The sequence below is a fragment of the Streptomyces sp. NPDC057002 genome, from assembly GCF_042673825.1.
GTDB lineage: Bacteria > Actinomycetota > Actinomycetes > Streptomycetales > Streptomycetaceae > Streptomyces.
Map to the genome: position 1 here is coordinate 194,013 of NZ_JBHURZ010000006.1, position 24,236 is coordinate 218,248.

The 24,236-nt window shown below is 71.2% G+C and carries 21 protein-coding genes and 1 pseudogene; 15 read left to right on the plus strand and 7 right to left on the minus strand.

What is annotated here, in order from left to right; genetic code table 11:
- Positions 1 to 54: 54 nt before the first annotated feature.
- Complete coding sequence (locus ACFT32_RS29125) at positions 55 to 804, plus strand: aminoglycoside adenylyltransferase family protein (RefSeq protein ID WP_382495907.1); 750 nt, start codon at positions 55 to 57, stop codon at positions 802 to 804.
- Here ACFT32_RS29125 and ACFT32_RS29130 read toward each other — a convergent pair.
- On the minus strand, positions 792 to 1,466 hold the full coding sequence (locus ACFT32_RS29130; RefSeq protein ID WP_382495195.1) for a GDSL-type esterase/lipase family protein: 675 nt from the start codon (positions 1,464 to 1,466) through the stop codon (positions 792 to 794). The genes ACFT32_RS29125 and ACFT32_RS29130 overlap by 13 nt on opposite strands.
- Positions 1,467 to 1,594: 128 nt before the next feature.
- On the opposite strand from ACFT32_RS29130, the gene ACFT32_RS29135 reads away from it, so the two are divergent.
- Positions 1,595 to 2,575 carry a WD40 repeat domain-containing protein gene (locus ACFT32_RS29135; protein ID WP_382495196.1) on the plus strand — a complete coding sequence of 327 codons (981 nt, stop codon included), beginning with the start codon at positions 1,595 to 1,597 and terminating at the stop codon, positions 2,573 to 2,575.
- 16 nt (positions 2,576 to 2,591) lie between these two features.
- Here ACFT32_RS29135 and ACFT32_RS29140 read toward each other — a convergent pair whose 3' ends face one another.
- The gene (locus tag ACFT32_RS29140; protein WP_382495199.1) at positions 2,592 to 3,374 is read right to left on the minus strand and encodes a TetR/AcrR family transcriptional regulator; all 783 of its coding nucleotides are present in this window, start codon (positions 3,372 to 3,374) and stop codon (positions 2,592 to 2,594) included.
- 105 nt (positions 3,375 to 3,479) lie between these two features.
- Here ACFT32_RS29140 and ACFT32_RS29145 point away from each other — a divergent pair, with 105 nt between their 5' ends.
- The 7 genes from ACFT32_RS29145 to ACFT32_RS29175 all read left to right on the plus strand — a co-directional run bounded on the left by ACFT32_RS29145 (position 3,480) and on the right by ACFT32_RS29175 (position 12,081).
- Positions 3,480 to 4,439, plus strand: coding sequence for an ATP-binding cassette domain-containing protein (locus tag ACFT32_RS29145; protein WP_382495202.1), 960 nt, complete (start codon positions 3,480 to 3,482; stop codon positions 4,437 to 4,439).
- Positions 4,436 to 5,254, plus strand: a complete 819-nt coding sequence (locus ACFT32_RS29150; RefSeq protein ID WP_382495205.1) for an ABC transporter permease — start codon at positions 4,436 to 4,438, stop codon at positions 5,252 to 5,254. Before ACFT32_RS29145 ends, ACFT32_RS29150 begins: the two co-directional genes overlap by 4 nt.
- 130 nt (positions 5,255 to 5,384) lie before the next feature.
- A complete protein-coding gene (locus ACFT32_RS29155) occupies positions 5,385 to 6,905 on the plus strand; it encodes a cellulase family glycosylhydrolase (RefSeq protein ID WP_382495208.1) in 1,521 nt (506 codons plus the stop codon).
- Between the two features lie 80 nt (positions 6,906 to 6,985).
- On the plus strand, positions 6,986 to 7,651 hold the full coding sequence (locus tag ACFT32_RS29160; RefSeq protein ID WP_382495211.1) for a hypothetical protein: 666 nt from the start codon (positions 6,986 to 6,988) through the stop codon (positions 7,649 to 7,651).
- A complete protein-coding gene (locus tag ACFT32_RS29165; RefSeq protein ID WP_382495213.1) occupies positions 7,651 to 9,837 on the plus strand; it encodes a bifunctional polysaccharide deacetylase/glycosyltransferase family 2 protein in 2,187 nt (728 codons plus the stop codon). Before ACFT32_RS29160 ends, ACFT32_RS29165 begins: the two co-directional genes overlap by 1 nt.
- A gap of 107 nt (positions 9,838 to 9,944) precedes the next feature.
- Positions 9,945 to 10,265 (plus strand): hypothetical protein, encoded by a 321-nt coding sequence (locus tag ACFT32_RS29170; RefSeq protein WP_382495215.1) that lies wholly within the window; start codon positions 9,945 to 9,947, stop codon positions 10,263 to 10,265.
- Between the two features lie 217 nt (positions 10,266 to 10,482).
- A complete protein-coding gene (locus ACFT32_RS29175; RefSeq protein WP_382495218.1) occupies positions 10,483 to 12,081 on the plus strand; it encodes an alpha/beta hydrolase in 1,599 nt (532 codons plus the stop codon).
- Positions 12,082 to 12,196: 115 nt separating this feature from the next.
- Here the strand turns inward: ACFT32_RS29175 and ACFT32_RS29180 are convergent, their stop codons facing one another.
- Positions 12,197 to 12,793, minus strand: a complete 597-nt coding sequence (locus ACFT32_RS29180) for a TetR/AcrR family transcriptional regulator (RefSeq protein ID WP_382495221.1) — start codon at positions 12,791 to 12,793, stop codon at positions 12,197 to 12,199.
- A gap of 91 nt (positions 12,794 to 12,884) precedes the next feature.
- Between ACFT32_RS29180 and ACFT32_RS29185 the strand changes: the two genes are divergently transcribed.
- Positions 12,885 to 13,775, plus strand: a complete 891-nt coding sequence (locus ACFT32_RS29185; protein ID WP_382495909.1) for an NAD(P)-dependent oxidoreductase — start codon at positions 12,885 to 12,887, stop codon at positions 13,773 to 13,775.
- Between the two features lie 57 nt (positions 13,776 to 13,832).
- Here ACFT32_RS29185 and serC read toward each other — a convergent pair whose 3' ends face one another.
- Complete coding sequence (gene serC / locus ACFT32_RS29190; protein ID WP_382495224.1) at positions 13,833 to 14,951, minus strand: phosphoserine transaminase; 1,119 nt, start codon at positions 14,949 to 14,951, stop codon at positions 13,833 to 13,835.
- A gap of 86 nt (positions 14,952 to 15,037) precedes the next feature.
- On the opposite strand from serC, the gene ACFT32_RS29195 reads away from it, so the two are divergent.
- The 3 genes from ACFT32_RS29195 to ACFT32_RS29205 all read left to right on the plus strand — a co-directional run bounded on the left by ACFT32_RS29195 (position 15,038) and on the right by ACFT32_RS29205 (position 20,285).
- Positions 15,038 to 17,929, plus strand: coding sequence for an FAD-binding and (Fe-S)-binding domain-containing protein (locus ACFT32_RS29195; RefSeq protein WP_382495227.1), 2,892 nt, complete (start codon positions 15,038 to 15,040; stop codon positions 17,927 to 17,929).
- A gap of 101 nt (positions 17,930 to 18,030) precedes the next feature.
- Positions 18,031 to 19,167 carry a lipid II:glycine glycyltransferase FemX gene (locus ACFT32_RS29200; protein WP_382495230.1) on the plus strand — a complete coding sequence of 379 codons (1,137 nt, stop codon included), beginning with the start codon at positions 18,031 to 18,033 and terminating at the stop codon, positions 19,165 to 19,167.
- 149 nt (positions 19,168 to 19,316) lie between these two features.
- The gene (locus tag ACFT32_RS29205; RefSeq protein WP_382495233.1) at positions 19,317 to 20,285 is read left to right on the plus strand and encodes a DMT family transporter; all 969 of its coding nucleotides are present in this window, start codon (positions 19,317 to 19,319) and stop codon (positions 20,283 to 20,285) included.
- On the opposite strand, the gene ACFT32_RS29210 is transcribed toward ACFT32_RS29205, so the two are convergent.
- From ACFT32_RS29210 to ACFT32_RS29220, 3 genes and pseudogenes are all read right to left on the minus strand, one after another.
- The gene (locus ACFT32_RS29210; protein WP_382495235.1) at positions 20,282 to 21,139 is read right to left on the minus strand and encodes a phosphotransferase enzyme family protein; all 858 of its coding nucleotides are present in this window, start codon (positions 21,137 to 21,139) and stop codon (positions 20,282 to 20,284) included. The two genes, ACFT32_RS29205 and ACFT32_RS29210, sit on opposite strands and share 4 nt — an antisense overlap.
- A gap of 16 nt (positions 21,140 to 21,155) precedes the next feature.
- Positions 21,156 to 21,704: pseudogene (locus ACFT32_RS29215) on the minus strand (GNAT family N-acetyltransferase); the annotation flags it as partial.
- Between the two features lie 5 nt (positions 21,705 to 21,709).
- The gene (locus tag ACFT32_RS29220) at positions 21,710 to 22,381 is read right to left on the minus strand and encodes a formylglycine-generating enzyme family protein (RefSeq protein WP_382495911.1); all 672 of its coding nucleotides are present in this window, start codon (positions 22,379 to 22,381) and stop codon (positions 21,710 to 21,712) included.
- 536 nt (positions 22,382 to 22,917) lie between these two features.
- Here ACFT32_RS29220 and ACFT32_RS29225 point away from each other — a divergent pair.
- Together ACFT32_RS29225 and ACFT32_RS29230 are read left to right on the plus strand one after the other, a co-directional pair.
- Complete coding sequence (locus ACFT32_RS29225) at positions 22,918 to 23,268, plus strand: hypothetical protein (RefSeq protein ID WP_382495913.1); 351 nt, start codon at positions 22,918 to 22,920, stop codon at positions 23,266 to 23,268.
- Complete coding sequence (locus ACFT32_RS29230) at positions 23,199 to 24,218, plus strand: RNA-guided endonuclease InsQ/TnpB family protein (protein WP_382495238.1); 1,020 nt, start codon at positions 23,199 to 23,201, stop codon at positions 24,216 to 24,218. Before ACFT32_RS29225 ends, ACFT32_RS29230 begins: the two co-directional genes overlap by 70 nt.
- Positions 24,219 to 24,236 lie beyond the last annotated feature (18 nt).

Sequence of the window (24,236 nt, forward strand, 5' to 3'; positions counted from 1 at the left end):
CAGCCGCGCAGTACAACGATACGCACGGTGACCACGACACGGGAATGCGCGCATATGCCAGAACTGCCCGACACCCGGCACCTCGAACGGCTCCTCCACCGCACCCTCCCCGACACCCTCCTCGGCAGCTACCTCCACGGCTCCGCCACTCTCGGCGGACTGCGCCCGCACAGTGACATCGACGTCCTGGCCGTCGTGCGGGAGTCCATGACCCACGCCCAACGCCGGGAACTGGTCGAGGAGTTGCTCAAGGTGTCGGGCGTGGGCGGGCGGCGGTACGTCGAGCTGATCGTCGTCGTGCGGGACGATGTGCGGCCCTGGCGTTACCCGCCCACCTGCGACTTTCTCTATGGCGACTGGCTGCGGGAGGAGTACGAGCGCGGGGTGATCCCGGGGCGCGAGCCAAGCCCCGACCTCGCGCCCCTCCTCACCATGGTCATGCTCGCCGACGCCCCGCTCCACGGGCCGCCGCCCGCCGAGCTCCTCGATCCCGTGCCGCACGCCGACCTCAGGCGGGCCGTCGTCGCCGGCGTGCCGGAGTTGATGGGCGAGCTGGACTCCGACACCCGCAACGTGCTGCTCACCCTCGCCCGGATCTGGACCACCCTCACCACCGGGGACATTCGTTCGAAGGACGCGGCGGCCGAGTGGGCGCTCGGGCGGCTGCCCGCCGAGCACCGGCCCGTTGTCGCCCACGCACGGGCGGTCTACGTCGGGGAGGAGACAGAGCGCTGGGACGACCTTGCGCCCCGGGCCTGCGCGGAGTTCCTGACCGAGGCGATCACCGAGAGTTACTCCTCGTAGGGCTCGCCCAGGTCCCACGCCTGGTACATCGCCTCCGCGAACGCCCCCGCGATCTTGTGCTCGCCGCTCGTGCCCGGGTGCGTGCCGTCGTAGGTGTCGGTGGGGATGTCGTACGACGGCGGGGTCGAGGCCAGGAGGATGGGGGAGCCGGGCTCGTCGAGGTCCGCGGCCGTCTTCGCCAGCAGTTCGTTGAAGCGGGCGACCTCGGTGGCGAACGCCGTGTCCGTCTGGGCCCGTACGTTCGGGGTCACCGGCAGCCACACCATCCGCACCCGCCGGTTCGCCGCCCGTGCCTCGGCCGCGAAGGCCCGGACGTTCTCGGCGGTCTGCTCCGCGTTCGTGTAGAAGCCCAGGTCGATGAGGCCCAGGGAGACCAGGAGAACGTCGGCGCGGTGCTTGCGCACCGCCTCGCCGATCAGCGGGGCCATGTGCAGCCAGCCCTCGCCCCAGCCGGCCAGATGGGCGCGCGGGAAGTCCGGTTCGGCGTAGGCGTACGACGTCGGGGCCTCGTCGAGCTTGTCGTAGAGCGTCTCGCGGGGGCCGACGAGGGTGAAGGGTCCGCCGTAGGAACGGCACAGGTGCTGCCAGATCCGGTAGCGCCACGTGTGTTCGCCCGTGCTTCCGATCGTCATGGAGTCACCTACGGGCATGAACCTGAGCATCCGCTCATCATGGAGGATCACGGGAGGCTCGGGCCGCCGGACGGGGTGTGAGTCGGGCCACGCGGCCCCAGGGGGTGAGTGGTGGGCGGTGGCCGGTGAACCGCGGAGCGGGATGGCAGTCTTGGGGCATGCGCAGACCGTTCGCCTTCCTCGCCGCGGCTCTCCTCGTGGGCGCCTTCGCCGTGCCCGCCTCCGCCGCCGACGGTGACGAGGAGTTCACGATCAAGGATCCGCGCATCACCGAGTCCAGCGGCCTGGCGGCCTCCCGTCAGCACCCCGGCATCTACTGGACGCACAACGACAGCGACGACGGGGCGTATCTCTACGCCGTGGACAGCGCGACGGGCGAGACCGTCGCCACGATCACCATGGCCGGTGTGGGCAGCCCGCGCGATGTCGAGGCCATCTCCATCGGGCCCGACAACCAGATCTACGTCGGCGACATCGGCGACAACCTCGGCGGCAGCTGGCCGTATGTGTGGATCTACCGGCTGCCCGAGCCGAAGAACCTGCGCGACCAGACCGTCCGGGCCACGCAGTACGTCGTGAAGTACTCCGACGGCGCGCGAGACGCCGAGTCGCTGGTCGTGCACCCGAAGACCGGCCGTGTCTACATCGTCGACAAGAACGAGAAGGGCGGGCATCTGTACGAGGGCCCGGCAGAGCTCTCTCCCACCGGGAGCAACGTCTTCCGGCCCGTCGCGGCCGTCCCCGACCTGGAGGCCACCGACGCCACGCTCTCCCCGGACGCCGAACGCCTCGTCGTACGCAGCTACTTCGGAGCGATCGCGTACGACTGGAACGGCGGGAAGATCAAGAAGAGGGAGCGGCTCGGGGTGCCGTTCCTCGGGCAGGGGGAGTCCGTCACCTACACCGCCGACGGGAAGAAGCTCATGTACGGCGCCGAGGGGGCCGACAGTCCCGTGGAGCCGCAGGACGCACCCGGGGCCGGCGGGTCCGGATCGCCCTCCGGCAGCGGCAGTTCGGCCGCCTCGGACGGTGGCGACGGGGACGGGCTGAGCGGGAACCTCAAGAACGGCGCCATCGCCGTCGCCGTGGCCGGTGCCGTGCTGTTCGTGCTGCGGGGGCTGAGGCGACGGCGCCGGTAGGGGAGCCCGGCAGGCTCTAGCCGGCCGACCGGCCGCGCCGTTCCACCAGGACCTCGAGCCCGTCCAGGATCCGCTGCAGCCCGAACTCGAAGTGGTCGAAGTCGGACCCGAAGGTGTCCTCGGAGAGCGAGGCCATCACCGGGTAGCGGCCGGAAGCCATGGCCTTCTCCAGGACCGGCACCTGCGCCTGCCAGAACTCGGCGTCCGTCAGGCCCGTCCGGTGCTCCGCCTCGCGCTCGTACAGCTGCGTGCGCGCGGCTCCGACGACGTACCCGTCGATCATGATGACCGCGGAGACCAGCTCGGGGTCGGTCAGCCCCATCGGGCGGATCCGGGTGAGGATCTTCTCCATGCCGTCGACGGCGCTCGGGCCGAGAACCGGGCGGGCGTTGTTGACGTGGATCAGCCAGGGGTGGCGGCGGTAGAGGGCGAGGGTCGTGCGGCCCAGTGCCTCCAGGGCGGCGCGCCAGCCGCCGTCGCCGAGGTCGGACGGGTTGTCGGAGCGGCGCTGCACCCGGTCCAGCATGAGGTCGAGCAGCTCGCCCTTGCCCGGGACGTACCGGTACAGCGACATGGTGCCGGTGCCGAGTTCGGCGGCGACGCGGCGCATGGACAGCCCGTCCAGTCCCTCGGCGTCCGCCACCTGGATGGCGGCTTCCACGATCCGGTCCAGGGTCAGGGTCGGCTTGGGGCCCCGGCTGGGGCGGCGGCCGGTGTCCCACAGCAGTTCGAGGGTGCGGGCGATATCGCCGCTGCCGCTGGTCTCCGTACTGCTCGCACCACTCGTACCGCTCGTCATGGGCCCAGCTTAGAGGTCCGCGCAAAAACTGGGTACGTCGTACGCGTAATCGGGTACGCTGTACTCAGTTCAGGGTCGGCGAAGAACAGGCACGGGAGGGGCGGCATGGACGGATACGCGGTACGGGCCGAGGCGCTGGAGAAGCGGTACGGCGAGAAACGCGCCCTCGACGGCTTCGACCTGGCCGTGCGCGAGGGCACGGTGCACGGTCTGCTCGGGCCGAACGGGGCGGGCAAGACCACCGCCGTGCGCATCCTGTCCACGCTGATCCGGCTGGACGGCGGCAGCGCCGCGGTCGCCGGTCTCGACGTGGCCCGGCAGCCGCGCGAGGTCCGGGCCCGGATCGGGCTCACCGGGCAGTACGCGGCGGTCGACGAGGTGCTCACGGGCCGGCAGAACCTGGAGATGTTCGGCCGGCTGTTCCATCTGGGCGGCAAGCGGGCCAGGGTCCGGGCCGGTGAACTGCTGGAGCAGTTCGACCTGGCCGATGCCGCCGACAAGGGCGTGGGCAAGTACAGCGGCGGCATGCGGCGCCGCCTCGATCTCGCCGCGTCGATGATCCTCGCACCGGCCGTGCTCTTCCTCGACGAGCCGACGACGGGCCTGGACCCCCGCAGCCGGGGCGAGGTCTGGGAGTCCGTACGGGCGCTGGTGGCGGGCGGTACGACGGTGCTGCTCACCACGCAGTACCTGGAGGAGGCCGACAAGCTGGCCTCGCACATCACCGTGATCGACCAAGGGCGGGCCATCGCCGACGACACCCCGGACGGGCTGAAGAACCTGGTCGGCGGCGACCGGATCGAGGTCGTGGTCGCCGAGCGGGCCGAGATCCCGCGGGTGGTGAAGGTGGTCGCCCGGGTCACCGACGGCGAACCCGAGGCGGACGAGACCGAGTTGCGGGTGCACGCCCCGGTGGCCGACCGGGTCACGGCGCTCACCGAGGTGGCGCGGACCCTTCAGGACGAGGGCGTCCGCGTCGAGGACATCGGGCTGCGCAGGCCGAGCCTCGACGATGTGTTCCTGCGCCTGACCGGACACCGGACCGAGAAGGAGGCCACGGCGTGAGCGCCATCGACCTGAGCACGCCGAGCGCGCGCGGCGGCACCTACTGGCTGCTCGCCGACTGCTGGAACATCGTCCGCCGGGGCCTGACCCACTACCAGCGCCAGCCCGTCAACATCGCCTGGCAGCTGGGCTTCCCGATCCTGTCCGTGCTGCTCTACGGCTATGTCTTCGGCAGCGCGATGAAGGTACCGGGCGGCGGGAACTACCAGGACTTCCTGATGCCGGGCATGTTCGCGATGACCATGGCGTTCGGCTTCATCAACACGGCGACCGTCATGGTCTACGACTCCACCAAGGGCGTCATCGACCGCTTCCGCTCCATGCCGATGTCGTCCTCGGCGGTGGTGGCCGGGCGCGGTGTCACCGATCTGATCGTCGCCTGCGCCGAGTTGGCGATCATGATGCTCACCGCGCTCGCCATGGGCTGGCGGCCGGACGGCGGACTGGGCTTTCTCGGCGCGTTCGGGCTGCTGCTGTGGCTGCGCTTCTCGCTGATCTGGATCGGCGTGTGGCTCGGCCTGATCGTGCCCAACCCGGAGGCGGCGGGCGGCCTCTTCGCGGTGGCCTTCCCGCTGACGATGATCTCCAGCATCTTCGTCGCGCCGCAGCTGATGCCCGACTGGCTGGGCTGGGTGGCGGTCTGGAACCCGATCTCCTCCACGGCGGCGGCGACCCGCGAGCTGTTCGGCACGCCGGTGGGCGGTGACACCTGGGTCGAGCAGCACGCGCTGCTGATGGCCGGGGTGTGGCCGGTGATCCTGACGGCGATCTTCCTGCCGCTGGCGGTACGGCGGTTCAAGAAGCTGAGCCGGTAGACACGAGCGCCGCACACCTCCCGGAGTCTTGACGTGCTCATGGTGCGTCAGTTTCCTGGGAGGTGCGCGGCGTTATGGGAGCGCTCCCATTCGATTCCGGGGCCGCGCCTCCCCGAGAGGAAGCAGCCACATGTTCCGCACTCTGCGTAGAGCGCTGTGTGTTGCCGCGGCGCTCCTGTTACCGCTGGCCGGCACGGCGTCGGCCCGCGCCGACGCCGACGTCGACGTGAAGGCCGGCGCCGGCTACTGGCACACCAGCGGGCGCCAGATCCTGGACGCGGCCGGAGCGCCCGTCCGGATCGCCGGCGTCAACTGGTTCGGCTTCGAGACCGCCAACCACGTCGTCCACGGCCTGTGGGCCCGCGACTACAAGAGCATGATCGACCAGATGAGGTCGCTGGGCTACAACACCATCCGGATGCCCTACAGCGACGACATCCTCAAGCCGGGCACCATGCCCGACAGCGTCAACCACGACGGCAAGAACACGGACCTGCGCGGGCTGACCTCGCTCCAGGTCCTGGACAAGATCGTGGCGTACGCAGGACAGGCCGGGCTCAAGATCGTCCTCGACCGGCACCGCCCGGACGCGGCCGGCCAGTCGGCCCTCTGGTACACGGCGTCGGTCCCCGAGTCGACCTGGATCACCAACCTCAAGGCCCTGGCGACCCGCTACAAGGGCAACTCCACCGTCGTCGGCATCGACCTGCACAACGAGCCCCACGACCCGGCCTGCTGGGGCTGCGGCGACACCACCCGCGACTGGCGCCTGGCCGCCCAGCGCGCGGGCAACGCCGTGCTGTCGGCCAACCCCGAGCTGCTGATCATGGTCGAGGGCGTGCAGTCGTACAACGGCACGAACGGCTGGTGGGGCGGCAACCTCATGGGAGTGGCCCAGTACCCGGTCCAGCTCGACGTGCCGAACCGGCTGGTGTACTCGGCCCACGACTACGCCACGTCGGTGGCCCAGCAGCCGTGGTTCAGTGACCCCTCGTTCCCCGCGAACATGCCGGGGATCTGGGACAAGTACTGGGGCTACATCTTCAAGCAGAACATCGCCCCGGTGTGGCTCGGCGAGTTCGGTACGACGCTCCAGTCGACGGTGGACCAGCGGTGGCTGTCCGCGCTGGTGACGTACCTGCGGTCGACGTCGGCGAACGGCGCCGACAGCTTCCACTGGACGTTCTGGTCCTGGAACCCCAACTCCGGCGACACGGGAGGCATCCTGAAGGACGACTGGCAGACCGTGGACACCGCGAAGGACGGATACCTCAAGGCGATCAAGGCGCCGGGCTTCGCGGGAGGCGGTTCCGGGCCGGACCCCGGCGGGCCGGGTGACCCCGGCGGCCCGGCCGCCTGCACCGCCGCCTACACGGTGAGCAGCGACTGGGGCGGCGGCTTCAACGCCGAGGTGAAGGTGACCAACACGGGCAGCACGCCGCTGACCTCGTGGAAGGTCGCCTGGACGTGGAGCGGCGCACAGAAGGTCACCAGCATGTGGAACGCCTCGTACACGCAGAGCGGGGCGAGTGTGACGGCGGTGAACGCCGCGCACAACGGGAGCGTGCCCGTGGGGGCTTCGGTGAGCCTCGGCCTCGGCGGCGCGCCCGGGGGCGGAGCAGTGCCGAGTGTGAGCTGCACGGCGACCTGACGTCGGTGCGAGTGGGGCGCCCGGTGCTCGCCGGGCGCCTCACCCGACCGGCGGCCGCGCGGCGGCGTACGCTGACATCTATGGCGCCTGACCGTGCCAATGGAGGGCAAACAGGGCAGGAACCGTCGAGCGATCCGAGCCTCCCGGTGTTCGTCGACTCCTCCGGCAGGCGTGCGCGCAATCTCCGGCGCGCCGGCTACGGACTGGCCGGCTGCGCGGCGGCCTATATGGCGGTGCTGGGGCTGAGCCTGATGGGAGCGACGCCCTTCGCACCGGGGGCGCTGCTCCCCGGCGACGTGGCGGCGCCCGCCGCGCCGACGGACCGGACCCCGGGCGGGACGCCCCTGGCACCGCCCGTCGACGCCTCGGACGCGGCCGGCCCCAGCGCCCTGCTCGTCCCGGGGCTCACCGGGCCCGGCCCCTCCCTGGACCCGCCCCTGGTGGCCGGGAGCCCGCCGGCACCTTCCGACACCGGCACACCGGAACCGCAGGCCCCGGAGTCACAGGAGCCACCCGCACCGGAAGAGCCCGCGGACCCCGACGATCCCGCCGCTCCGACCGCTGAACCGGACCCGGACACCACCGCGCCCTCGCCCTCGCCCCCGCCCTCGCCCGCTCCGCCCACCACCGCCCCACCCGCCCCACCGGCACCTGAGCCCACAGGACCGGCGCCCAGCCCGTCGGCACCGTCCGGTGCCGCGGAGACACCCCCGCCCGCCGACCCCACGGTGGCCGAGGCCCCCTGATGCGGCGGCGCCCCGACCGGTCACCCGACCGCTCATCGAGGTCGCCCGGTCCGCGCCGGACCCGAGCGCCCCTGGCGCCGCGGCATCGCTTCCGCGTCGTCGTCCCCCTGATCCTGCTGGCCTTCGTCGCCTCGGTCCTCCTGGTCGAGGGCTACACCACCAGGGGCTTCGCCGGTGACCAGGAAGGGCGCGGCGGACGAGGGGCCACCGGCGTCCCCCGCTCGATCTCGGGCGGCGGCCCGGTCGTCGACACCACCGACGACCACATGCGCACCTATCGCACGCCGGACAAGACCGTCGTCCTGACCTTCGACGACGGCCCCGACCCCACCTGGACGCCCCGCATCCAGGCCGTGCTCGACCGCTACGGCACGCCCGGCACCTTCTTCGTCACCGGGCAGCAGACCGCCCGGTACCCGGACGTGCTGCGCCGGGTGGTCCGCTCCGGCCACGAGATCGGCGTGCACACCTTCTCCCACCCGGACCTGACCACCCGGTCCGCGAGCGACATCGACCGTGAGCTGTCGCTGACCCAACTCGCCCTCGCCGGTGCCGCGGGCATCCACACCTCGCTGATGCGGATGCCCTACTCCTCGACCCCCGCCGCCCTCGACGCCCCGGAGTGGTCCCTGGCCCGGCGCCTGGGCGAGAAGGGCTACGTCCTGGCGTTCATCGACCAGGACACCAACGACTGGCGGCGGCCGGGCGCCCGGGCGATCGCCGACGCGGCCACCCCGACCGCGGGCAGGGGCGCGGTCGTCCTCCTGCACGACGCGGGCGGGGACAGATCGCAGACGGTCGAGGCCCTCAAGACGCTGATCCCCCGGCTGCAGGCCCAGGGCTACCGCTTCACCACGCTCGCCGAGCTCGTCGGCGCCGACACCCTCACCAGCCCCGTCGACACGGCGGACCGGTGGAGCGGCCGCGTCTTCGTGGCCGCCGTCACCGTGTCGGCGACAGCGGTCACGGCCGTCAGCGCGCTGCTGCTGGTGGTCGGTTCGCTCGTCCTGGCCCGCTGTGTGCTGCTGATCTTCCTGGCCCGTCACCACGCCCGCCGCCACCGGCGCCCCGGCACCGGCGGGCCCGGGCCGCCCGTCACCCGGCCCGTCAGCGTCGTCATCCCCGCCTACAACGAAAGACTGTGCATCCCCAAGACGCTCCGCTCCCTCGCCGCGAGCGACCATCCCGTCGAGATCATCGTCGTGGACGACGGCTCCCGCGACGGCACCGCCGACCTCGCGGAATCACTCGCCCTCGAGAACGTCACCGTCGTCAGGCAGCCCAACAGCGGCAAGCCCGCCGCCCTCAACGCCGGTGTCCTGCGGGCCTCCCACGACCTCGTCGTCATGCTGGACGCCGACACCGTGTTCGCCCCCTCGACCATCGGCCGCCTCGTCCAGCCGTTCGCCGACCCCCACGTCGGCGCGGTCGCAGGCAACGCCAAGGTCGGCAACCGGCGGCGGCTGCTCGGCCGGTGGCAGCACATCGAGTACGTCATGGGCTTCAACCTCGACCGCCGCATGTACGACCTGCTGCACTGCATGCCCACCATCCCCGGTGCCGTCGGGGCGTTCCGCGCCGAGGCCCTGCGGGACGCCGGGATGGTCAGCGCGGACACCCTCGCCGAGGACACCGACCTCACCATGGCCCTGCACCGGGCCGGGTGGGAGATCCGCTACGTGCCGGACGCGCTCGCCTGGACCGAGGCACCGTCCTCGCTGCGGGAACTGTGGCGCCAGCGCTACCGGTGGAGCTACGGCACGATGCAGGCCGCGTGGAAGCACCGGCACGCGCTGCTCGAGCGCGGCCCCGCGGGCCGCTTCGGCCGCCTCGGCCTGCCCTTGCTGGCCGTCTTCCAGATCTTCACCCCGCTGCTCGCCCCGCTGATCGACATCCTGGCCCTCTACGGCCTGGTGTTCGGGAACCCGCTCACCACCGTGCTCGCGTGGTGCGGTGTGCTGGCGGTGCAGGCCGTCTGTGCCGCGTACGCCTTCCACCTCGACGGCGAGCGGCTCCGGCCCCTGTGGGCGCTCCCCCTTCAGCAGGTCGTCTACCGCCAGGTGATGTATCTGGTCCTCACCCAGGCCTGCCTGACCGCGATCAACGGCTACCGGCTGCCCTGGCAGCGGCTCAAGCGCAGCGGAGACGTGATGCTGCCTCCGCAGCCCTCCACGCGCCGGACCTGAGCGGGCCCCGGCGGAGTCGTACGGCCCGGGAGGCCGTTCGGGTTGAGTTGCCCGGCCGAGGGGCCGTGAGTCTTCCTCCCACGCGCTTTTCCGCTCAAGGTGTGATCATGAAAACTCCGCGATTGCACTATATGCCCCGATCCCTCGCCCACTCGGCCGGTGCGGCGGTCATCATCCTCGGAGCGGCCCTGACCTCCGCCGCGCCCGTCGCGGCCCAGAGCGCCGCGCCGTCCGACGGCGGCAAAGGCCAGAGTTCCTCGTGCTACACGTCCAACACCCAGCGGCAGGGGCTCGAGAGCATCGTCTGGTCCGTCCTGTTCGGGCCCCAGGCCAACACGACGGAGACCCGGTGCGACGACGACGGCGACGACGCGAAGGAGGACCAGGAAGGAGCCCGTGGCTTCCTTCAGCCCTTCCCGGGCTCCTGACCTGCCTCTTGTAAGTCCTGACCCATGCGATGAGTGGGGCGTTTGGTTACCGAAGGTCCAAATGCCCCTCCTTTAAAGGGGTTTGCTCGCATGGGATGACTCGATTCGGTCAAGTCTTGGTCGAATACGTATTTGCATGGCGTGCTCTTCCGAAACGATGCGGCACGGCCCGTGTGACACGCGGGCCTGACCCCCCTCACCGTTCTGAGAGAACTCCATGAGAAGAAGCGCAGCCGTACTGTGCGGCGCGACCGTCGTCCTGGCCGGGACCCTCACCGCCGCTCCCGCCAGCGCCGACGCGCCGCACTCCACGACCACCGCCCAGGCCGCGAAGGTCACTTGGAAGAAGTGCGCCACGGACGACTCCCCGACGATGCAGTGCGCGTCGGTGAAGGTGCCGCTCGACTACGCGAAGCCGCAGGGGAAGCAGATCACGCTGGCGCTCTCCCGCGTGCCGCACACCGCATCCACCTACCAGGGCCCGCTGCTGGTCAACCCCGGCGGCCCCGGCGGCAGCGGCCTGTCGCTGGCCGGTTTCGTCGCCTCCTCCCTGCCCAAGGAGGTCGCGGCCCAGTACGACGTCATCGGCTTCGACCCGCGCGGCGTGGGCAAGAGCCAGCCCGCCCTGGACTGCAAGCCGGGCCACTTCGACCCGGTGCGCCCCGACTCCGTGCCCAGCACGCCCGCGCTCGAGAAGGCCAACCTCGACCGCGCCAAGTCCTTCGCCAAGGCCTGCGGCACGAAGTACAAGGACGTCCTGCCGTACATCGACACGGTCAGCGCCGTGAAGGACATGGACTCGATCCGCAAGGCCCTCGGCGCGAAGAAGATCAACTACTTCGGCTACTCGTACGGCACCTATCTCGGCGCGGTCTACGCCAAGTCGTACCCCGAGCGGGTGCGGCGCCTGGTGCTGGACTCGATCGTCGACCCGACCGGGGTCTGGTACGACGACAACATCCAGCAGGACTACGCCTTCGACAAGCGCCACAAGGCGCTGATGGCGTGGATGGCCAAGTACGACTCCACGTACAAGCTCGGCACCGATCCGAAGAAGATCGAGGCCAAGTGGTACGCCATGCGGGCGGCCCTCGCCAAGAAGCCGGCGGGAGGCAAGGTGGGCGCCTCCGAACTGGAGGACATCTTCATACCCGGCGGCTACAACAACGCCTACTGGCCCACCCTCGCCCAGACGTTCGCGGCCTACGTCAACAAGCACGACACCGCCGCGCTGGTCAAGGCGTACGACGACATCGCCGCCATCGACGCCTCCGGCGACAACGGCTACAGCGTCTACACCTCCGTGCAGTGCCGTGACGCCTCCTGGCCGCGCGACTGGAAGCAATGGCGCAAGGACAACTGGGCCGTGTACGAGAAGGCCCCGTTCATGGCCTGGAACAACGCCTGGTACAACGCCCCGTGCGCGTTCTGGCCGACGAAGTCGCTGAAGCCCGTGAACGTCGCCAACTCCAAGCTCCCGCCGGTCCTGCTGTTCCAGGCGACGGACGACGCGGCCACCCCCTACCAGGGCGGCGTCACCATGCACCGTCTGCTGAAGGGCTCCAGCCTGGTGGTGGAGCAGGGTGGCGGCAACCACGGCATCACGCTGGGCGGCAACGCCTGCCTCGACAAGCACCTGGCGACGTACCTCACCAACGGCAAGGTCCCGCACGGCAGCGGCACCGCCGACGCCGTCTGCAAGAAACTGGCCGACCCCAAGCCGCAGGCCACGGCGGAGAAGACGCCGAGCACGGCCGAGTCGGCCGTCGCGAACGTCGGCAAGACCCTGAGCGGGATCCTGGGCTACGGCGGCTGAACATGCCCGCCTGAGCCTCGGATTGTGTGAGAAGAAGGGCGCCCGGTGCTCGTCGCCGGGCGCCCTTCGCCGTCCGGGTGAGGCCGGATGCAGGGGGCCCCGGCCGTCCGAAGGGTCATCTGTACGAGGTGATCAAACGTGCCAGATGACGTCCCGCCGCCTCCAGAGGCGCCTCGCTGCGGGCGACCTGGGACGCCAGTTCGGCGCCCTCCAGGGTGGCGATCACCGTGTGGGCCAGATCCCCGGCGTCCGTCTCGGCGAAGCCCGCCGCGACCAGGTTCTCGGCGACCACCGTCCGCCAGCGTGCGAACGCCTCGGCGGCCGCCTGCTGGATGCCGGGGGCGCTGGTCGCCGTGCCCACGACGGTGGAGGTGACCGGGCAGCCGTCGAGCCAGTCGGAGTCACGCAGGCCCTGGGCCAGGGACGCGGTGAGGCCCAGAAGGGCCTTCTCCGGCTCCTGCTCCGCGCCGAGCGACTCGCGCAGCAGCTCGGTGAACTCCTCGTCGCCGAGCCGTACGGCGGCCGTGCCGAGCTCCTGCTTGCCGCCCGGGAAGAAGTGGTAGACGGAGCCGAGCGTCGCCCCGGCCTCGCGGGAGATCTGCTTGATGCCCGTGCCCTCGTAGCCCTGGCGCTGCATCAGGCGTGAGGCCGTACGGACGATCCGCTCACGGGTGCCGGCGGTCTCGAGGTCGTGCGGGGCCTTGGTCTTCACGCCGCCACTGTACCGAGCTAGAGCGATCGCTCTAGTCACTGTGCTAGGTTCCTCGTTGGATAGAGCGTTCGTTCTAGTCCTCGCTTCAGTGATCTTCGGGGAGACATCTGTGAGCACTTCCGTCACTGTCATCGGTCTCGGGCCCATGGGCCGCGCGATGGCCGGTGCCTACCTGGACGCCGGCTACCGGGTCACCGTCTGGAACCGCACCGCGGGCCGCGCCGACGAACTGGTGGCCAGGGGAGCTGTGCGCGCCGCCACGGTCGAGGAGGCACTGGCGGCCAACGAGGTCGTCGTGCTGAGCCTCACCGACTACGCGGCGATGTACACCGTCCTGGAGCCCGCCACCGCGGCACTGGAGGGCCGCGTCCTGGTCAACCTCAGCTCGGACACCCCGGAAAGGGCCCGCGAGGGGGCCGCCTGGGCGGCGAAGCACGGGGCACGCCATCTCACCGGCGGCGTGCAGACACCGCCGTCCGGCATCGGCTCGCAGGAGTTCGACACCTTCTACAGCGGTCCCCGGGACCTCTTCGAGCGGTACGAGGACGTCCTGAAGGTCATCACGGGCACCGACTACCGCGGTGCGGACCCGGGCCTCGCCGCGCTCTACTACCAGCTCCAGATGGACCTGTTCTGGACGACCCTGACCGCCTGGCTGCACATGCTGGCGCTGGCGGACGCGAACGGCATCAGGGCCTCGGAGATCACGCCGTACGCGGCCGGGACGCTGGGCGGGATGAGCCAGTTCCTCGACTTCTACACGCCGCGGATCGAGGCGGGGCGGCACTCCGGTGACGTCGAGCGGATCTCGATGGCCGTCGCGAGCCTGGACCACGTCGTGCACACGACGCGCGACTCGGGCGTGGATCCGGCGCTGCCGGCCGCGGTGCTGGAGACGTTCCGGCGCGGGGCGGCGGAAGGCTACGAAGAGGACAGCCTGACCCGGCTGTTCGAGGTGTTCGGGAGGGGAGCGGCTGCCTGAGCACGGCAGAGGGCGCCCCGCGTGTGCGGGGCGCCCTCCGTCACGTACGGGAGAAGGTCAGAGCTTCTCGATGACGTAGTCGACGCACTTCGTGAGCGCCTCGACGTCCGCCGGGTCGATCGCCGGGAACATCGCGACGCGCAGCTGGTTGCGGCCGAGCTTGCGGTACGGCTCGGTGTCGACGATGCCGTTGGCGCGCAGGACCTTGGCGACGGCGGCGGCGTCGACTTCGTCGCTGAAGTCGATCGTGCCGATGACCTGCGAGCGCTTGGCCGGGTCGGTGACGAACGGGTTCGCGTACTTGATGTCCTCGGCCCAGCCGTACAGCGTCCGCGCGGACGTGGCCGTGCGGCGGACCGACCAGTCCAGGCCGCCCTGGCCGTTGATCCACTCCAGCTGGTCGTTGAGGAGGAACAGCGTGGCGAGGGCCGGGGTGTTGTACGTCTGGTTCTTGCGGGAGTTGTCGATCGCCGTGGGCAGCGAGAAGAACTCCGGGACATGGCGGCCGGAGGCGTGGATGCGCTCCGCGCGCTCGATCGCCGCCGGGGAGAAGACGCCGATCCACAGGCCGCCGTCGGAGGCGAAGGACTTCTGCGGGGCGAAGTAGTAGACGTCCGTCTCGGCGATGTCGACGGGCAGACCGCCGGCGCCGGAGGTGGCGTCGACCAGGACGAGGGAACCCTCGTCGGCGCCCGGCACCCGCTTGATGGGGGCGGCGACACCCGTGGAGGTCTCGTTGTGCGTGAACGCGTACACGTCGACGCCCGCCTCGGCCAGCGGCTCCGGATGCGTGCCGGGGTCGCTGGAGATGACGTCCGGCTCCGCGAGCCACGGCGCGAGCTTCGCGGCCTTGGCGAACTTGGAGGAGAACTCGCCGAAGGTGAGGTGCTGCGACTTGTTCTCGATCAGGCCGTGCGTCGCGACGTCCCAGAACGCGGTGGAGCCGCCGTTGCCGAGGACCACCTCGTAGCCGTCGGGGAGCTGGAACAGCTCGCGGACGCCCTCGCGCACCTTGCCGACCAGGTTCTTGACCGGGGCCTGCCGGTGGGAGGTGCCCATGAGGGAGGTGCCGGTCGCGGCCAGCGCGTCCAGCGCTTCCGTCCGCACCTTGGAGGGGCCCGCGCCGAAACGTCCGTCGGCGGGCTTGATGTCAGCGGGAATCTGGATCTCAGCCACGGAGGGGAGCGTAGCCGTTTCCAGAAACCAGGGCGAAACGTCGTCCGTCGGGTGAGACGGGGTGGCGCTGGGTATGGGATGGACCCATGTCGGAACTTGAGACGGAGCTTCGCGGCGCGGTCCGCGGTGACGTGGGGTTCGGGGTGACGGACCGCGCGCTGGTCACGATGGACGCGTCCAACTACCGGCGGGTCCCCCGCGGTGTCGTCGCCCCCGTGGACGCCGACGACGTGGCCGCCGCCCTGGCCGTGTGCCGGGAGCACGGCGTGCCCGTGGTCGCCCGCGGCGGGGGCACGTCCATCGCCGGGCAGGCCACCGGCACCGGTGTCGTCCTGGACTTCACCCGGCACATGAACCGGCTCCTGTCACTCGACCCGGTGACCCGTACCGCCGTGGTGCAGCCGGGGCTGGTGCTCGACCGGCTCCAGGAGGCCGCCGCTCCGCACGGGCTGCGGTTCGGCCCTGATCCGTCCACGCACAGCCGGTGCACGCTCGGCGGCATGATCGGCAACAACTCGTGCGGCTCCCACTCGGTGGCGTGGGGGACCACCGCGGACAGCGTGCGCGAGCTGGACGTGGTCACCGCGCGGGGGCGGCGGCTGCGGCTCGGGCAGGACTGGGCCGGGGCGCCGGACGGGCTGCGGGCCCTGGTGGACGGTGAGCTGTCCCGGTTGCGCACGGGCTTCCCGGAGCTGCCCCGCCGTATCTCCGGGTACGCGCTGGACGCCCTGCTGCCCGAGCGGGGCGCCGACGTGGCCCGCTCCTTCTGCGGTTCCGAGGGCACGCTGGGGGTGCTGACGGAGGCGGTCGTAGGACTGGTCGAGGCGCCACGCGCGCGTGCGCTGGCCGTGCTGGGCTACACCGACGAGAGCGCGGCGGCCGAGGCCGCTGCCGGGCTGCTGCCGCTCGGGCCGCTGACGGTGGAGGGGATGTCGGCGGACCTGGTGCCGTCCACTGCTGCCCTGCCCAAGGGCGCGGCCTGGCTCTTCGTGGAGACCGGCGGGGAGTCGGCGGGGGAGGCACGCGCGCGTGCGGAGGCGATCGTACGGGCGGCCGATGTCGTGGACGCCCTGGTGGTCACCGACCCGGCGGGGCAGCGGGTGCTGTGGCGGATCCGGGAGGACGCGAGCGGTACGGCGACCCGGATGCCGGACGGCAGTGAGGCCTGGCCGGGGTGGGAGGACTGCGCGGTGCCGCCCGCCCGGCTCGGGGCGTATCTGCGGGACTTCCGGGCGCTGCTCACCGCGCACGGGCTGCGCGGCACGCCGTACGGGCACTTCGGGGACGGCTGCATCCACGTCCGTATCGACTTCGACCTGCTGACGGAGGCGGGTGTCGCCCGTTTCCGCCGCTTCTCGGAGGAGCTCGCGGAGCTGGTGGTGGCGCACGGCGGCTCGCTGTCCGGGGAGCACGGCGACGGGCAGGCACGGGCGGAGCTGCTGCCCCGGATGTACGGCCAGGAGATGGTGGGCCTCTTCGAGCGGGCGAAGGGCGTCTGGGACCCCGACGACCTGCTCAACCCCGGCATGCTCGTACGCCCCGCGCCCCTCGACGCCGACCTGCGCTTCTCCGTCCTGCCCCGCGAACCGGTCGACGTCGCCTTCGGCTACCCCTCCGACGGCGGTGACTTCTCGGCGGCGGTACGGCGCTGTGTGGGCGTCGCCAAGTGCCGTACGACATCGGTGTCCGGCTCTTCCGTGATGTGCCCGTCCTTCCGGGCGACCGGCGAGGAGGAGCACTCCACGCGCGGGCGGGCCCGGCTGCTGCACGAGATGCTCGCGGGCGAGGTGGTGACCGACGGCTGGCGCTCGGCCGAGGTACGTGACGCGCTGGACCTGTGCCTGTCCTGCAAGGGCTGCCGGTCGGACTGCCCGGTCGAGGTCGACATGGCCACGTACAAGGCGGAGTTCCTCCACCACCACTACGCCGGTAGGCGCCGGCCGGCCGCGCACCACTCGATGGGACGGCTCCCGGTGTGGCTCCGTGCGGTGTCCCGCACGCGCACGGCATGGCTGGTCAACGCGCTCTCGGGAGTACGGCCCTTCGCGTGGGCGGCGAAACGGCTGGGCGGGATCGCAGCCGAGCGGGACATCCCGAGGGTGGCGAGGCAGCCGTTCAGCCGGTGGTGGGAGCGGCGCCGGGGCGAGGCGGCCCCCGGTTCGGGCGACCTGGTCATCCTGTGGCCCGACACCTTCACCGAGCACCTCTCGCCCTCCGTCGGACAGGCCGCCGTGCGGGTGCTGGAGGCGGCCGGGCTGCGGGTGGGGCTGCCGCCGACCATGCGGCTGGTGAAGCCGCCGGTGGGCGACGGACGGACGGTGGCGATGGATCCGCTGTCGGTGCTGCGGGGCCGGGGCCGCGTCTGCTGCGGGCTGACGTATGTGTCGACGGGCCAACTGGACCGCGCCCGAACCGTCATGCGCCGCACGCTCGACCTGATGGAACCGGTGCTGGAGACCGACGCCCCGGTCGTGGTCCTGGAGCCAAGCTGCGCCGCGGCCCTGCGCACCGACGTCCCCGAGCTGCTGCACGACGACCCGCGTGCGGCCCGGCTCGCCGCGAAGGTCCTCACCTTCGCGGAGACGCTGGAACGCCACGCCCCCGACTGGACTCCGCCGCACCTGGACCGCCCGGTGGCCGGGCAGACCCACTGCCACCAGCACGCGGTACTGGGCGACACCGCCGACCGCCGGCTGCGCGAGGCCGCCGGGCTCGCCGGCGAACTGAGCGGCGGCTGCTGCGGCCTCGCGGGAAACTTCGGCTTCGAGAAGGGCCACTACGACGTGTCCACGGCCTGTGCGGAGGACCAGCTCCTGCCCTCGGTACGCGACGCCCCGGACGGCACGGTGGTCCTGGCGGACGGCTTCTCCTGCCGCACGCAGCTGGAACAACTGGCGGGGGTGCGGGGGAGCCATCTGGCGGAGGTGCTGGCGGCGGGGCTGGAGGGAGCGGGGGATGACGAACCGGAACGCGCTTGAGGCGTTCGGACCACGCGACGGGCGGACCCGAGTGTCTGAGCCGGAGGAGGGGCGGGGCCGCTCCTAGGCTCGCGGGACCAGCCACTCGAAGGAGCCCGCGTATGAGCGTCCGCGTCAAACCGATCACCCGTGACGAGCACCTCGCGTTCGTCGCGGCCCGCCCCTCCGCAAGCCACACCCAGGTCCCGTCCTGGGGCGAGGTGAAGCCCGACTGGCGGGCGGAGAGCCTGGGTTGGTTCGACGCGGTCGGGCGGCTCGTCGGCGCGGGGCTCGTACTGCTGCGCCCGCTGCCGGGGCCGCACCTGCCCGGGCTGCGGAGATACCTCGCCTATCTGCCCGAGGGCCCGCTCCTCGAATGGCACGAGCCCGGCCTGGAGCTGCTGCTGGAGCCGATGCTCGCGCACCTGAGACGGCGGGGCGCCTTCGCCGTGCGGATGGGACCGCCGGTCGCGGTGCGCCGCTGGAGCGCCGAGGCGGTCAAGGCGGGGATCGCGGACCCGGCCGCCGGGCGGCTGAGGGACGTGCGGGCGACGTCGTACGACCCGCGGGCCGGCCGGATCGCGGAGGATCTGCGCCGCATGGGCTGGCAGCGGACCGAGGCCGGCGGCGAGGGCGGCTTCGCCGCGGGGCAGCCCCGGTACGTCTTCCAGGTGCCGTTCGCGGGCCGGTCGCTCGACGACATCGAGAGCGGCCTGAACCAGCAGTGGCGGCGCAACATCAAGAAGGCGGAGAAGGCCGGCGTGAAGGTGGTACGCGGCGACCTCGAGGATCTGCCGGCCTTCCACGAGCTGTACAGCGAGACCGCCGAGCGGGACAGGTTCGTCCCGCGCCCGCTGTCCTACTTCCAGGGCATGTGGAGGGCTCTCACCGCCGAACACCCCGACCGTATGCGGCTCTATCTCGCGTACCACGACGGCGAGGTGCTCGCCGCCGCGACCATGCTGACCGTCGGCGACCACGTCTGGTACTCCTACGGCGCCTCCACCAGCCGCCGGCGCGAGGTCCAGCCGAGCAACGCCGTGCAGTGGCGCATGATGACCGACGCCCACGGACTCGGCGCCGCCGTCTACGACCTGCGCGGCATCACCGACACCCTGGAGGAGTCCAGCGATCTGCTGGGCCTGCTCCGCTTCAAGGTGGGCACCGGCGGCGAGGCCGTCGAGTATCTCGGCGAATGGGAGTACCCCCTCAACCGGCTGCTGTACAAGGCGTTCAACCTCTACCTGTCGCGGCGCTGACGTCTCAGAGCCCGAGACAGAGGCAAAAGGGATTCACGCACCTGACTGAGTCCATTACTGTGGACTGAGAAGTACATCGGGATGTACGTGGAGTGCAGACCGGTGTACGCACAGCCCGCACCCGGAGACCGACCAGCACAGGACCGCCCGTGACCACGCCAGCCACTCCTGCCAGCGCCACCACGCCCCAGTCCGCGACGGCCGCCACGCCCTCCCCGTCCGGCGGCCCCGGCCGCCTCGGATCCCTCGGGCCCGTGGGCCTGGTGCTCGCGGGCGGCATCTCCGTACAGTTCGGCGGCGCGCTGGCGGTGACCCTGATGCCGAGGGCGGGCGCCCTCGGCGTGGTGGCGCTGCGCCTGCTCGTGGCGGCGGTCGTCCTGCTGCTGGTCTGCCGTCCGCGACTGCGCGGCCACTCGCGCACCGACTGGGGCACGGTCGTCGTCTTCGGCATCACCATGGCCGCGATGAACGGCCTCTTCTACCAGGCCGTCGCCCGCATCCCGCTGGGACCCGCGGTCACGCTGGAGGTCCTCGGCCCGCTCGCCCTCTCGGTCCTCGCCTCCCGCCGCGCGATCAACCTGGTGTGGGCGGCACTGGCCCTCGCCGGTGTGTTCCTCCTCGGCGGCGGAGGCTTCAGCGGCCTCGACCCCACGGGAGCGGCCTTCGCCCTGGGCGCCGGCGCCATGTGGGCGGCGTACATCGTCTTCAGCGCCCGTACGGGCCGCCGCTTCCCGCAGGCGGACGGACTGGCCCTGGCGATGGCGGTCGGTGCGGTGCTGTTCCTGCCCCTGGGCATCGCCGAGTCGGGGACGAAGCTGATCGACCCGGTGACGCTGGGTCTGGGCGCGGCAGTGGCCCTGCTCTCCTCGGTCCTGCCCTACACCCTCGAACTCCTTGCCCTGCGCCGTCTGCCCGCCTCCACCTTCGCGATCCTGATGAGCCTGGAGCCGGCCATCGCCGCGACGGCCGGCTTCCTCATCCTCGACCAGGCCCTCTCCGCCATGGAGGCCGCCGCGATCGCCCTCGTCGTCGCGGCGAGCATGGGCGCGGTGCGCACACAGGTGGGCCGGGGGCGCAAGAAGACGGCGGCGCTGGAGAGCACGGGGCTGGAGGGTTAGGGCGACGAGCCCTGGCGCCAGGGCTCGTCCTCGAGTGCCGCCCGGAGCTGCCCGAGCCACTCGACACCCAGCCGGCGCCCGTCCGGAAGCTGGTCGCCCCAATCCCAGCGCCACGTGGTGATCACCGCCAGCACGAGGATCCGGCACTGGCGCAGCAGGTCCTGATCGACACCCGGATAGTGCTCGCCGACTTCGTCGGGCGCGTGGGCGAGGTCCCATTCGACGGGCCCGCGGCAGCAGGTCTCGAGGTCGATGAACAGCAGCCCGTTCTCCGTGGTGAGCAGGTTGCCCGGGTGTGGCTCGCCGTGCAGCAGCTGTTCGGTGCCGCCCCGCTCCTCGATCACTCGCCTCAGCTCCCGCAACGTGTCGCCGAGCAGCTCCCGATCGGCGTCGGCGAGCTCCGGAGTGCGGTCGCGGTCCGCCACGAGCCGTCGGGCCTGCTCGACCCGGTCCGTGAAGTGCGGCGTCGGGACGTCTATCTCGCGCATCCCGGCATGCAGCCGCGCGAGCGCGTGAGCGTAGTCGGCCGGTGAGACCTCGCTCGGCGTCACGGGTGCGTAGTAGGTCCACAACGTGATGACGAAGCCGTCCTGCTCATGGACACGTGGCTCCACTCGCGGCTCGAGAGCGGCCACGGGGCACCCAGCTTCGGCGAGCCGCTGAGCCAGCTCGACCTCGAACTCGGCGATCTGATCCGCTACCGGCGCCACCCGGGCCAGGACGTCACAGGGCAGCAGGCGCAGGGTGAGCTTGTTCGAGTCATGAAGAACGATCGCGTCGTCGGCTCTCAGGCCGAGTGACGAGGCGATCGACATGGCCGCGGCCCTCGCACGCCGTACCTCTGACACCTGCATAGTCGCCTGATCCCTCTCCTCCGGGCGTGACCGAGGACCACACACCGAACCACTGCTCGGCGCCGTACTCCTCGAACCGCTCCACCTCGGTGAACCCTAGCTTCGCCGCGAGACGAATCGCGCGGTCGTTTGCGGTCCGGGTGCAGAGCACCACCGGCTCACCGGGAAGCACGTCGCCGAACCAGCCGAGCACCGCCCCGCACGCCTCGACGGCGTACCCGCATCCCCACGCCTCCGGCAGGAACAGAAAGCCGAGCTCGGCCTCCCCGCCCTCCGGACGCACATGCCCCGGACGCTCCGCGTCGCGCCGGTCGAGTGTGATCATGCCGACCATCACTCCGTCGAGCTCGACCACGAAAAGACCAGGCCGCCGCCCGGGCACCTCGGGCACCGCGCGCTCGAGTTCTTCACGCGGCCGAGATCCACCGACATGGATGCCCACCTCCGGCGAAGCGAACAACTCGACGAACACCGCACGATCCCGTCCTTCGGACTCCCGCAGCACAAGCCGCTCGGTCCTGATCGGTTCAGGCGGCCAGGCGCGGCCCGGTCCCCACTCACTCACTGCGGTCACCCAACCGCCCGCCCCTCACCCGACACCCCCGACCGCGCGACACGGAACCCCACATCGTCGATCCGGAACGTCGGATGGCTACGGCGCCGCACCGATGCCCGGCAGCTCCAGTGCTCGTCGGACCAGCCGCCGCCCCGCAACACCCGGTACGTGCCGTAGACCTCGGCGTCGTAGAGGTCCCAGCACCAGTCCCAGACGTTGCCCAGCATGTCGTACAGACCCCACGCGTTGGCCCGCTTGCCGCCCACGGCGTGGACCCGCTCGTCCGAGTTCCCCCGGTACCAGGCGACCTCGTCGAGCAGGCCATAACGCGGCCCGGCACTGCCGGCACGGCAGGCGTACTCCCACTCGGCCTCGGTCGGCAGCCGGTACCCGTCGGCGGAGGCATCCCACTCGACGTTCTCGGCCTCGACGCCCGTCCGATACGCGGGTGTCAGACCCTCCGCCACCGAGAGGGCGTTGCAGAAGACGACCGCGTCCCACCACGACACACCCTCGACAGGCAGCCGCTCACCACGAGCGGCACTCGGCCACTCACCCGTGACCTGGGCATACCACTCCTGAGTAACAGGGAACGCCGACATCCGAAAGGCAGCGACCTCGGCCGTCCAACTCCGCTGCGTCCGCCGGTCGGACAGCGTCACCGCCCCGCCCGGGACGGCGATCATTCTGCTTTGCACGCCTGCGCCAACTCCCATGCGGGGTGAGCCTATCCGTGGCCCGGTGCCGCGGTGCCGACGGCGCTCGTGCTCCGGCGCGCTCGGCGCCACTCCTCGTACAGTCGCGCTGAGACGGCGAGGTCGCGGCCAAAGGCAGCAGATCACCGGCGATCTGCTCACGCTCCAGCGACGACATGAAAGCCCACTTTCGACCCGTGGACTCGTCCACCGGTGGGCCTCCACCTTGCTTTCGGGCAGGGTGCCCGGTCCTTCAGGGCCGGGTGAACGCCCGCCCCTGCGGAGCGGGGCAGGGGGAGCAGATTGGCCGTCAGGGCGATTCGGCGTCGTGGTCCATGGCGCTGAGGCCGACCCCCGGGCAGGTGGTGGTGACGGAGAATCGAGGGCCCTGAGGCCGGTGGCTGGCCTGGTGTGGTCACTCGTGCGGGTGAGTGTGATCGATGGTGTGCGCGGTGGGAGAACGTGCGGTCTAGGTTCGCGGCGTGGCACGGTTTCGGATCTACCCGACGAGCGAGCAGGAGCAGCAGATGCTGCTGCACTGCGCGCACGCCAGGTACGTGTGGAATCTCGCGGTGGAGCAGCACGCGCACTGGCGGCGGGACAAGGCGCATCACTGTCCCGACGGCAAGCGCACCGGAGCGCCCTCGTTCGCGGAGCAGTGCCGTCAGCTCACCGAGGCCCGTGCTGCCAGTGAGTGGCTGCGTGCCGGGAACCAGACCGTCCAGGCTCAGGCGCTGAAGGACTTCGCCGGGCCAAGGCCGCGCGTTTCACGTCCGGGTTCGGTGAACCGACCTGGCGCAAGAAGTTCGTGCACGAGGGCTTCCGTGTCATCGGCGACGATCGTGTCCCCGAGTTCGAGCCGGACGGCCGACCGCTGATCAACTCCAGGACCGGCAAGCAGGTCATGGGCCGCGCCGTCACCGTGCAGAAACTCAACCGGCGGTGGGCGCAGGTGAAGGTGCCCGGCTGCCGCTGGGTTCGCTTCCGCCTCAGTGTCAAAGGCAAGGGCGCCCGGCTTCCCGCGGCGAAGACGTTCCGCGTCACCCTCAAGAACGGTCAGTGGCACATCGCCTTCGCCGTCATCCCCGACCCGATCGACAAACCGGGCATCGGCGAGGCCATCGGCATCGACCGTGGCGTGACCATCACCGCCGCACTCTCCGACGGCCGCACCCTCAACTGCCCCCAGCTCACCACCCGCGAGCGCGCCCAGATCCGCAAGCACCAGCGCCGCGCCGCCCGCGCCCCGAAGGGCAGCGAGCGCAAGACGGCCGCGTACGCGAAGGTGGCCAAGCTCATGGCCAGGGAGGCGAACCGGCGTAAGGACTGGTGCGAGAAGACCTCGACCATGCTTGCCCGCTCCTATGACCTGGTGCGGTTCGAGAAGCTCGACATCAAGAACATGACCGCCAGGGCCAAGGCGAAGCCCGATCCCGGCCAGCCCGGCCAGTACCTCAGGAACGGCCGCGCGGCCAAAGCCGGCCTCAACCGGGCCGTCCTCGCCCAAGGGTGGGGCCTGCTCCGCCAGCGCACCGAGCACAAAGCTCCCGGCCGGGTCGAAGACGTCCCCGCCCCCTACACGTCTCTGCGGTGCAGTGCCTGCGGATGGATCGACAAGAACTCGCGCAAGAGCCAAGCTGAGTTTGTCTGCTCCTCCTGCGGCTTCACCTGCAACGCGGACACCAACGCCAGTATCAACGTCGCGGCAGGACAGGGCGGGATCCCCCGCCCCCGGCGGTCAGTCGGTGCCGGAGGGGTGACAATGGCCACCGGCCGTTCGAGTGCCCGTGAACCTCAGCCCATATGGGTTGCAATCCCCCTCTTTTAAGAGGGGGAGGATGTCAAA